The sequence below is a fragment of the Xanthomonas dyei genome (assembly GCF_002939865.1).
Lineage (GTDB): Bacteria > Pseudomonadota > Gammaproteobacteria > Xanthomonadales > Xanthomonadaceae > Xanthomonas > Xanthomonas dyei.
This window is the reverse complement of sequence record NZ_MDEE01000071.1, coordinates 1-10,056: the sequence shown is the minus strand read 5'-3', so window position 1 is coordinate 10,056 and position 10,056 is coordinate 1. Positions and strand designations below refer to the sequence as shown.

The following is a 10,056-nucleotide window of genomic DNA, read 5'->3' as shown; positions in this document are numbered from 1 at the left end:
AAATGGCGAAACTCCGAAGATCCAAACGAGACTCTCCGGAACGATGCGGACATTCCGCACTCTCAGGCATCGTTATTCAGACCTTCCCTAGAGCCCCTTCAGTTAAAGGCGGCCACGTTGGAGAGCCTTCTCAAGGACCACCCATCGTCATCCTAGGCCCCTGTTCCTGCTGCTGATTTTGCTGCTGCGTCTGTTCCAACGCCTGCTGGCGGACCTGATCCTGTTTGATGACCTCGGCCTGCTGCAGGTTCTGCTGGGCCGGCTGCTGGGAGGCCTCGCGTCCATCGACATGGGCATGGAACATTGGCGCGACCCCCGTCCCATATGGGGCGTAAACCGCAAAGACGTTTTGGGCCCCGTCCTTCCCCAGGCCGCCGGTGACTTGGTCTACTCGCTTCAGCAACGGATCGTCCACCTGTTGCTTGTAAAGCGCAGCCGACACGTTCCTGGTTTCTTCGTCGTTCCAGTTCCCGGTGCCTCGCACCCAGGAGTGGATCTGCTGATAGGTCGAGTGGTCCGGGTGAGCGGGATTGTCCGCCAGCACCTGCGAAGGAGACCGAAGCGAGGATGGCTCAATGTCCGGGCGATGCTGGGCTGGGCCCAATTGGCGCACCTCCACTTCCCGCTGCTGACCGTGGGAGGTATCGACGAATCCGAACGCCTTGCCCTGCCCGCCCAAGTTCAGTCCGGCTCCCTCCAGCTTGGCTGTATCGGTGCCTAGCTCTGCAAGGTTGTAACCCAAGCGCGGCAAGGTCTGGGTCGTGGAACCCGCGCGCTCTTTCAACAGCGCAGCACCCGCGCTCACGGGGTAGGTCGCATAGTAGCCATGGTAGTTGGACGTGCCCTGAAGCCCCATGCTGCTGTCGCTTCGGTCGAAGTAACAAACGGCAACGGCCTCCACGGCCGGGCTGGAAATGCTGTTCCCGGTCCGCTGAAGGCCGAGCTCATCCAAATGGATGCCCGGCTCAAGCTTTCCGTTTTTAACGCAAGCGGTTGTTAGCTCGACCCGACGCAACAACGCAGCCTCATTAACTTCACCTGTCGTGGTGGTCACCCGGCTGGTCACGGCGTTCATGCTCACCAACTCGGCCAGGGCTTCGTTTTGCCGAGCGGATGCCAAGTATTCCTTGGACAGCGCCGTGGCATCAACGACCGACTCGCCGTATTGGATACCGTCTTTGAGCGCGGCATCGAGCTTGAACACGAAGGTGTTTAGAGAAACTTGCGCCGACGGCGCCATCAGCGCATGCCCGGTCTCGTGCGCCAACGTTCCTGTCAACATGTCCAGGCGGTCCGACCGAATGGACGGCGCGAAAATCGAGGCATTGATGCTGACGGTGCCCGTCTTGTCATCGTAGTGCCCGCCCTCATTCGGCTGGTTGGACACTTCCAGCCGGCGCAAGGTGCCCAGGTCGATCGCTTGGGTCATGACCGAAGCAAGGTAAGGCGAAGTATCGATGGCTTCACGGAGGTCACGCACCCCACCCTTAGGGAGGCCCGGCTGCTGCTCCAGTTCCTGGAGCAGCCGGTCAATGTCGCGCTGATCAGCCATCACGCGGCTCCATTTCGAGCCTGACCCGCGAAACGCAGCGCGGGTCGTCGTGCTTGTCCGTGCTGATGACCACATACAAGCCAAGCCCATCTGCGAGTGCTCGCTCAAAGTAGACCGTCGGTTTGAAGCCCACCGCGTTCTTGGTCACGCCGAACCCTGCTGCGACCAATGGGTCATGCAGCGATTTGAACGACAGGTCACAGGCTTGGGACGGCTGCACGGTCAACTCGATGGTGTGCCCAGGATGACGTGCATAAGGCTTCCACACAGCGAACTCGTAGTGCCCGCCACCTAGTGCACCCTGGAGCCCAGTGCGCCGCCCTTGACTGTCTGGCGTCACCTCAAATCCTGACACTTGCGCCACGTGCGCTGGGGCCATGTCTGCTCTGGTTTCGAAAGATTTGGCCATTCGAACGATGGCCTCGACCAATGCACCTGACGTTAGTGCTGGGCCTTGCGGCAATGGTGGGTAATCGCCCGACACCACACCATTGGGAGCGGCTCGCCGGCTGGCCTCGTCTGCTGCTCTGTCCGCACTAGCAGCGGCTTTGTCTTGCTCGGAGCGCACGTCTGCGGCGCTGGGGGGATGTCCTTCCATCGTTTTCTCCTGAGAGGCGTGGTCACTCGCCGGTCCTTGAGAACAGGCCAGCGTTCCTAACGAAAGGGTAAGCACCACAATGCTGCGAATCAGTAAGCGCAAGCTGAGCCTCCATGAGTGCTCGATGTCCTTCGTTGCCACCAGAGTCTAACCGTCAGGTGTAGCGTGAGTCCCAGGATGGAATCACGCTCTTACATCACCGCACCATCAGCACTGTCTACGACAGCGAAGTCACTCACCAGCCAGCCGTATGCATTACTGAGCGCATCAGCGATGTCTTCTTCGTTCTCGCATTCGACCTTGGCTTCAGCGGGTAACGCAGCACGCTTGCCGTCGGTGTCCCAAACAATGCCTTGCACGTGAAATTCTCTCATTTCCTGCTCCTTGGACGTGCATCTGCTTTGGCAGTCTAGCTTCGGCAGACCGCACAGGTGAAGGGGCGGGCTATGCCCACCCCCTACTGGCCAGGCTAACGTGCTGCCGTCCACCGATGACCAGGTGGTCGAGGACCCGGATGTCGAGAAGCGACAGCGCCTGCTTCAGGCGTTCGGTGACCTTGCGGTCTGCTTCGCTCGGCTCCGGATTGCCCGAAGGGTGGTTGTGGAACAAGATGAGGGCGACCGCGTTGAGCTCCAGCGCGCGCTTGGCGACGACCCGGCTATGAACTTCGCACCCGTCGATGGTGCCGGTGAAGAGGTGCTCAGTGGCCAGGATGTGGTACTTGGTGTCGAGGAAGACGACGCCGAAGACTTCGTGCGGCAGGTGGGCGCAGCGGGCGACCAAGTAAGCGCCGGCTTGGTCGGGGCTGTGGATGCGGCCTTGGCGTTGAAGGCGCTGCTCCAGGATGGTCGCGGCGGCGAGCAAGATGCCCTCCTCGTCCATCCGGAGTTGGTATTGGACGGCTCGGTCTTGGGTGCGCTTCATCGGTTCTTCTCCACCGGCGCGACAGGCGCCTCGTGGGAACCGGCAGGCGAAGCGTTCGGCTCGACCGCACCCGGGAGCGAGCACCGTTAGGCGCACAGCGGAGGGCCGCAACAGAGCGCCAGCGTCGAGAAGGAGGCCTGTCCTTGCGGATAGGGGCAGCGAAGCTAAGGTCCCTTTAAGAGGCCCAGCGCTGGTGGAACAACCTCGATGTATGCGCCAAGACTTGCTGGCCAAATGTAAGGGAAATGGTCGGGTTCGCTTGATGCCAGCAGGTGATTGCCTCGCTGGGGCTTGCCAGGGATGGAGCCTTATACAGCTTAGGAAAGGCGGGCACCGCAGCATCCAAGTGTTCGCAGCGCAGGGGTGAGCCAACTCTGTCCATGGGCACGAGTTCGCTCTTGTGTCCTAGTTCTGCCGTGCCAAAAGCACTCAATCCTTTACCGGCTGCCGCCCTACCACAAATCCTCACGGCTACAGAACATACCCTCGCCACGGCTCAGGTCGATTGAGTCCGCTAGTGTCCGGTCGTCCTGGCAGGTTACAGATGCCTATTGCAGAAGACGGTGGCCTTGATGAGACAGCTAACCAACGTCGGCGCGATGGCAGTGAGCATCCGTATAATCTAGTATTTAAAGCACAATCCACAACCGCACCATAGTCGCGCAAAAGCGATTGAACATGACTCCGAGCGAGCTGATGTGGTCGACCAACTCATCGGTCTTCTGGGTATGTTTGAGACGTAGCACTTACTTTCGAGGAGCTTAAAAACGGATGCGCCAACTTGCCGCCTACAGCCTGTCATCATCCACAAAAGACCCCGCCACAGCTCGACAGCGCCATACTGACGCGATTTCCATAATTGAGCGGTGGTTGATCAAGAAAGGGGCTGAAGCACCTTTGCAAGCGGATGGATTCTTTCGCTCAAAGACCCGAAAGGATGACACTGGAATCTATACCATTAGTAGGCACGAGCATGATGGGGATGAGCTTATCGACTACACTCTTATAGAAAAATCCTTCTCTGGTTTGGATTTTTCTACGACTATCTCAGCCCTTTGCTCTGAAGACTCTAGCACGATCTTTTGCACGCTTTCCGTGTCAAGCTCTGATGAGGCAATCCTTGACGCTTACACCGACGCCCGTTGTCCTGCAGTCATTCGCGACCTTCTATCAACGCAAGAATACTGGACATATGCCAATGTCCAGATTTCTAGTGCTGCCAAAGTTGTGGATAGCGAAGCTCAAGTTTCTGACCTGGTTGAACATATTAAAGATGAGCAATCCAGAAAAATGCCCGTCGTTCTAGTTTCGGAATATGATGGAGAAGAAGCGTGGCCTGGATTTTCGGAGAAAATCGCCCGTGATCTTGTTGGCGCGGCCGAGGTGGTCCTTATTACTGAAAATGGATCTCGATTTCTGACTGCTAAGGTTGGAAAACAGCATTCTTGTTACCTGGGCGCAATTCGCCTTTACTGGCCTACAACCGGCACACAGGAAATGCCTCGCTCATTTGTGTGGACGGAAAACTCACTTCTTCCGGAGGACGAATCAGAAGACGATATTTACGCTAAGCGATTCCAAAACAAGCTGCGCAATCTCATACTTTCCGCGACAGCGGTAGCGGTCACTCAGCCCAAAAGAATCAAAGAGCTACATCAGTTGACGGCAACAAAGGAGCTTCGCGATGTTCGCAAGAGCGCCGAGGAACGTATTGAACAGCTTGAGCTTGCTATTGATGATCTGACTCAGAAGCTTGAGGCCGCTGAGCATCGGAATCGAGTTCTTTCATATCAGCTGCAGCAAGCAGCGACGATTACCGACATTGGACAGGATGATTCAAACGCTTCAAACGACGAAGACAATGCACCCGTAAAGGGCGAAGTCCGTTTCTACAAGAAGGTCGCTAACGCAGCAAGCTTTGACAAGATGGCGCAGACGAATGACTGCGGCCACAACGCCTGGCAGGCTTCAAATGGCGCACATAAAGCCAAGAAGGGACTCACTCGCTTCATTGGCAGCAATGACTGGAAGTCCGTTCAACACTGTGGAACCTGCACAGGTGGAGGAGTTTGGAAAGTCGAGTGGTGAAGCTATATTGATAGCAAAGGGTTGGCCATAAGGAGGGCCTATGCAACCCCGGTGGGATCAACCGGAGTTGCCCCCGCTATCAAGCCCGTGCCAAGACAAGATTTCCGCGGCTCGACGGCCGACAAACTGCACATCCTCGCTCGTCATCGCCTTGCTCTCGATGGCAAAAGCTTGCCAAAAATGACGGCGATCAGGACTCGAGGCCCGCAGGGCGGGCACCGCTGCATCCAGGCGTTCGATGTAGAGGCACAGCTCGGCTCTGTCCATGGGCCTGAGTATCGGCAGTGCGGCCGCACCGCTTGAGACGCCGCCGCCAACGCCACACAGCTAGCCTCTTCAGGTGCCGAGATGGCGCTGCTCAAGCGTCCCGCGGGGTGAGCGACCATTGGGTCCCACGTCCGGCAAGGTCAGACTGCACTCCTGGCATTCGTCGCACCATCGGTGTCTCGCCCCATCGGATGTCAGAAAGTTCCGATCCAGGCATATCGCTATTTTGAATACAAATTCAGACTAACAAATAATAGGCTAACATTTAACTTAAATTCATTTTTAGATCGAGCAATAACCTCATTTAGTTAGCTTATTTACTGCAAACAGTACGGGATGGTCGAGCGCGTCATCCGAACACTCAAGGAACAGTGCGTCCATCGGCACCGGTTCGAGAGCCTGGCCCACGCCCTACGCGTCATTGGCGACTGGATTGGGTTCTACAACCGGCAGCGGCCGCATCAGGCACTGAAGATGATGACGCCTGACCAAGCCTATGCCGCTACATTAACCACCTGACCTGTGCAGAAACCGATGGGTCATTACACTACTTCCATCTACCGATGGAAGTGACCCATGACCGCTCTACCCTCCGCAGCACTCAACGATTACATCGCCTCGCCGTTCGGCCTCCTGCAGTTGGAAGGCATCCACATCGGCAGGTTCCGCATTGACCGCGCCATCATTCGAGGCCGGGAAGCGGCCATCAATCTCCAAGAATGCATCCTTGCGGCGCTCGACGAAACCGGACGAAAGAGCGGCCTGAAGAACAGCACGCGCTATCCCGCGCAGCTGCCGATGGGCACGCCGTCGCGCCCCTTGGCCAAGGAAATCGAAGACCACCTCGAAGACATGCGCCGCCGGCAGCTCGACCCGAAGACGGTCTTGGCAACCGAGCGCACGTTGAAGCTGCTGCTTCTTACCTGCGGCAACATCTCGGCAGCTCGAGTGGACTACCACCACATCCAAGCGCTCTGGACGCTGCTGCGCTGGGCTCCAAGAAACTTGGTGTCGGATCCGCTGCTGAAGGACCTCTCCTTCGACGAAGCGATCGCCATGGGAAAAGAACAGGACGTGCCGCCGCTCGCGCAAGCCACCGAAGAGCGCCACCGCCGATTCCTCGTCGCCTTCTTCAACCACCTGGTCAACGGACAAGCCATCGTTTCTTCGCCCATGAAGGCCTTCCGGAAGCCCAAGGATGACAACATCATCGATCCAGACAAGGCCATCCGGCTGTTCGAGGACGAAGACCTTCAAACGATCTTTGACCCGACCACCTTCGTGCCCTGGGCCAAGAAACCGCAGTATTGGTGGGCACCGATGCTCGGCTTGTATACCGGTGCTCGCGTCAATGAGGTGTGCCAGTTGAAGCTGACCGACATCATCGAGGAACGCGGGGTGTGGTGCATCGCTTTCCAAAAGACGTTGGACCAAGACTTGGCCGCAGACCCGAAGCGACGGCGGCGCAGCAGGCAAAGCATGAAGGGCGCGGGCTGCATGCGCATCATCCCCATCGCCAAGCCGCTCTTGGAGGCAGGCTTCCTGGAGTTCGTGGAAGACATGAAAGCGATCGGCCATCCCCGACTGTTCCCCCTGCTCTCTGCGGGCGTGAACCGCACGACGGGGGAAACCAACGCTCGCTACAGTCAGCAGTTCGTGGTGGACTTTGGGCGCTACCTGAAGAGCCTGGGCTTTCCCAAAGGCATCGGGTTCCATGCCTTTCGCCACACGCTGGCCACCGAGCTTGATGTCCAGGACGTTCCGGAGAAGGAGATTGCCCTGGTCACCGGCCACAGCACTGACCCACGGGACCGGGTCCAAGTGCTGCGCAGGCACTACCTCCACAAGAAGCCGCAGGTGACGCGCAGCAAGCAGATCAGCGCACTGGAGCTGTATCAGCCCAACGTGGAGCTGCCGCGCTACCAGCGGGGGCAGTTTGCCAAGTGCTTGGCCAATCCCAGCAAGTTCTACCCTTAAAAAGCCCACCGAAAGCGAATTAAGCAAGCTCAAGCATATATTCAACAAGTCCCGGCGCCTCTTCCGCCCCGGAACACCACGCCGTAAAGTTGCGTGGGACCCATCGCACGGCCAGGACGCTTTGCAACTGTTAGGTTGAAAAGCGTCTAGCCGCCTTTCGTGCCGCACTGCTTGAAGGAGGAACAGTGCACATTGACTTTATTGAAGTAGCAAACTTTCGGAAACTACTTGCCACAAGGATAGATATTGCGAAGGAATCAACAGTCTTTGTCGGCGCCAATAATAGCGGCAAGACATCAGCCATGGTTGCCTTACGACGCTTCCTTCTGGATCAGCGGGACTTCACCATCAATGACTTCACTCTGAACCACTGGCCTGTCATCAACGAGCTCGGGAGTAATTGGGAAGCAGAGTCTGAAGACGGTGAGCCAATAGACTTCGACTGGGGCTCAATATCACCATCATTGGATGTTTGGTTGCAGGTTCCTGACAATCAGTTGCATTACGTTCAAAAGATTCTTCCAACACTTGACTGGGATGGCAGTGCTATCGGCGTGAGACTCCGTTACGAGCCGAAAAGCCCCGACGACTTCAAGCGTGAGTATCTAAATGCGAGATTGGCGACGAAAAAAGTAATGGCAGCAGCCTTGAATCCGGACGAGAGCAGTGAAGACCCATTCTCTCTATGGCCAAAGTCGATGATTGAGTTTCTGTCCCGACGGCTCCGGTCGATGTTTGAGGTCAAGGCCTATCTACTGGATCCAGCAATGCTAGATGAACCAGAAGACGGATTCGCAAATCCTCAGGCGCTACCGACTGATAGCGAGCCGCTCGAAGGCGACCCCTTCAAGGGCCTGATACGCATTGACGAGATCAGCGCTCAGCGCGGACTTGGATTGGCCGCGTCCAGTAGTGCAGACCAAGAAGACGAGACCGTGCAGCTGGGGAAGAAGCTATCCAGTCAGCTTCGCAAGTATTACTCGCAACACCTCGACCCGTTTGACCAACCAGAAGCGAAAGATCTCCAAGCGCTGCAAGCCCTACATCAAGCAAGAGTTGCATTTGGCAAGCAACTTTCAGATTCATTTGAATCAGCGCTCAAAGAGCTGGAAACCGTTGGCTACCCAGGTTTGACAGATCCAAAGCTCAAGCTCGCGGCTGATCTTCGCCCCCTTGACGCCCTCAACCATGGTTCGGCCGTTCACTACGAGGTCCCGACACACCTCGCCGAAGTTGGTTTTTCCAATCGCTTGCCCGAAGACTCAAACGGACTGGGATATCAAAATCTGGTCTCAATGGTTTTTGCGTTGATGAGCTTTCGCGACAAATGGATGCGCGTTGGGAAAGCTTCGAAAAAAACATGGGCAGACGATGACAATATTCCGCCGCTACACTTGGTATTGGTGGAGGAGCCGGAGGCACATCTCCATGCTCAAGTGCAACAGGTCTTTATCGCACATGCTTACGCGGTGCTCAGAAAGCATGAAAGCCTAGGCAGCTTAGCCGGCTATCACACCCAGATGGTTGTTAGCACCCACTCAAGCCATCTTGCCCACGAAGCTGAATTCACGTCCCTGCGCTACTTCCGGCGTATGCCGGTTAAAGCTATAAAAGGCTCTGTCCCAATCTCTCAGGTTGTCAATCTTTCAAGGATATTTGGTACCCCGGACGACACTACTCGCTTCGTGAAGCGCTATTTAAAAGCAACCCACTGCGACCTTTTCTTTGCTGATGGTGCGATCCTTGTCGAGGGGCCCGCTGAAAGGATAGTCGTCCCGCACATGGTGCGCTGCCACGCGCCCTATGCGTATCTCAGGCATTGCTACCTCACCTGGCTAGAAATCGGGGGCAGCCACGCCCATCGCTTACGCCCCCTTCTAACCAAACTTGGGCTCAATACACTAATCATCACAGACTTAGACGCAAAGGCTGATGATGGAACCAAAGCCGTTCCGGCTCGATCATCAGGACAATCTTCACGGAATCAGACGATAAAGACGTGGGCTCCTCAGGAAGAGTCCATTGATCTCTTACTAGACATGCCAGAGACATCCCTCACTGAGACGCATGACAGTGGGTTCGGCTTCCGAGTCGCCTACCAGCAGCCGATCAAGATCGACTTTGGCGCAACCAAAGATGCAGAGGCCATTGCAAATACGTTCGAGGACGCGCTGGTATACCAAAACATCGACTTCTTCAAGTCCTTGCAGGGTGGAGGTTTAGCCAAGCAAATCCGGCAGGCCATTGCTGATTCGAAAGACGTCAAAGAGCTCTCTAGCAGCATCCAGGAGGCTCTGAAAAATGGCGATAAAGCAGAGTTCTCAATGACCCTCTTAGAGAGCAGCGATCTGGACGAAGTGGCTCTCCCAGACTATATCGACAAGGGCCTTCTATGGCTCATTGCTCAGCTCAAGCGTAAAGAAAATGATGTTGCTGGCAAATTTCCACTTACACCAACCTCTCCCGACGATGCGGAACCGGCAACAAGTGAGGTGAAGCAGTGACGCAAGTTCAACCCTCTGACAACAACGATATTGATCAGCCGGCTGACATCCTGACGACGTCCCCCCAATTTTGAGTAGCACCTCAGTTTGGAGTCCAATTCCCTATCCCGAGGAGATTGGATGTGAAGAAGCGTTTTTCCGAAGAG

8 protein-coding genes and 1 pseudogene are annotated in these 10,056 nt (G+C 56.3%); 4 read left to right on the top strand and 5 right to left on the bottom strand.

Annotation, left to right across the window (positions count from 1 at the left end):
* Window positions 1–130: 130 nt before the first annotated feature.
* The 4 genes and pseudogenes from XdyCFBP7245_RS24835 to XdyCFBP7245_RS22570 form a co-directional block, all read right to left on the bottom strand.
* Window positions 131–556 (bottom strand): annotated as a pseudogene (locus XdyCFBP7245_RS24835) (XVIPCD domain-containing protein); the annotation flags it as partial.
* Window positions 557–1,544: 988 nt separating this feature from the next.
* On the bottom strand, window positions 1,545–2,252 hold the full coding sequence (locus tag XdyCFBP7245_RS22580) for a hypothetical protein (protein WP_158255532.1): 708 nt from the start codon (window positions 2,250–2,252) through the stop codon (window positions 1,545–1,547).
* Between the two features lie 89 nt (window positions 2,253–2,341).
* Entirely contained in the window at window positions 2,342–2,524 is a 183-nt protein-coding gene (locus tag XdyCFBP7245_RS22575) for a hypothetical protein (RefSeq protein WP_104617598.1), read from the bottom strand.
* A gap of 70 nt (window positions 2,525–2,594) precedes the next feature.
* Complete coding sequence (locus tag XdyCFBP7245_RS22570; RefSeq protein WP_104617597.1) at window positions 2,595–3,074, bottom strand: JAB domain-containing protein; 480 nt, start codon at window positions 3,072–3,074, stop codon at window positions 2,595–2,597.
* 771 nt (window positions 3,075–3,845) lie between these two features.
* Between XdyCFBP7245_RS22570 and XdyCFBP7245_RS22565 the strand changes: the two genes are divergently transcribed.
* Window positions 3,846–5,162: a hypothetical protein gene (locus tag XdyCFBP7245_RS22565; protein WP_104617596.1), complete on the top strand. Its 1,317-nt coding sequence runs from the start codon at window positions 3,846–3,848 to the stop codon at window positions 5,160–5,162.
* Window positions 5,163–5,219: 57 nt separating this feature from the next.
* Here XdyCFBP7245_RS22565 and XdyCFBP7245_RS22560 read toward each other — a convergent pair whose 3' ends face one another.
* Window positions 5,220–5,429: a hypothetical protein gene (locus XdyCFBP7245_RS22560; protein WP_104617595.1), complete on the bottom strand. Its 210-nt coding sequence runs from the start codon at window positions 5,427–5,429 to the stop codon at window positions 5,220–5,222.
* Window positions 5,430–5,744: 315 nt separating this feature from the next.
* Between XdyCFBP7245_RS22560 and XdyCFBP7245_RS22555 the strand changes: the two genes are divergently transcribed.
* From XdyCFBP7245_RS22555 to XdyCFBP7245_RS22545, 3 genes are all read left to right on the top strand, one after another.
* On the top strand, window positions 5,745–5,948 hold the full coding sequence (locus XdyCFBP7245_RS22555) for an integrase core domain-containing protein (RefSeq protein WP_280523213.1): 204 nt from the start codon (window positions 5,745–5,747) through the stop codon (window positions 5,946–5,948).
* A 57-nt stretch (window positions 5,949–6,005) separates the two neighbouring features.
* Window positions 6,006–7,406 (top strand): site-specific integrase, encoded by a 1,401-nt coding sequence (locus tag XdyCFBP7245_RS22550; RefSeq protein WP_104617594.1) that lies wholly within the window; start codon window positions 6,006–6,008, stop codon window positions 7,404–7,406.
* Window positions 7,407–7,591: 185 nt separating this feature from the next.
* Window positions 7,592–9,910 carry an AAA family ATPase gene (locus XdyCFBP7245_RS22545; RefSeq protein WP_104617593.1) on the top strand — a complete coding sequence of 773 codons (2,319 nt, stop codon included), beginning with the start codon at window positions 7,592–7,594 and terminating at the stop codon, window positions 9,908–9,910.
* Window positions 9,911–10,056: the final 146 nt, after the last annotated feature.

Bases quoted from the DNA above. Each gene is read 5' to 3' on its own strand.
- XdyCFBP7245_RS22560 (WP_104617595.1), bottom strand. From the start codon at position 5,429: ATGGACAGAGCCGAGCTGTGCCTCTACATCGAACGCCTGGATGCAGCG.
- XdyCFBP7245_RS22570 (WP_104617597.1), bottom strand. From the start codon at position 3,074: ATGAAGCGCACCCAAGACCGAGCCGTCCAATACCAACTCCGGATGGAC.
- XdyCFBP7245_RS22550 (WP_104617594.1), top strand. From the start codon at position 6,006: ATGACCGCTCTACCCTCCGCAGCACTCAACGATTACATCGCCTCGCCG.
- XdyCFBP7245_RS22565 (WP_104617596.1), top strand. From the start codon at position 3,846: ATGCGCCAACTTGCCGCCTACAGCCTGTCATCATCCACAAAAGACCCC.
- XdyCFBP7245_RS22575 (WP_104617598.1), bottom strand. From the start codon at position 2,524: ATGAGAGAATTTCACGTGCAAGGCATTGTTTGGGACACCGACGGCAAG.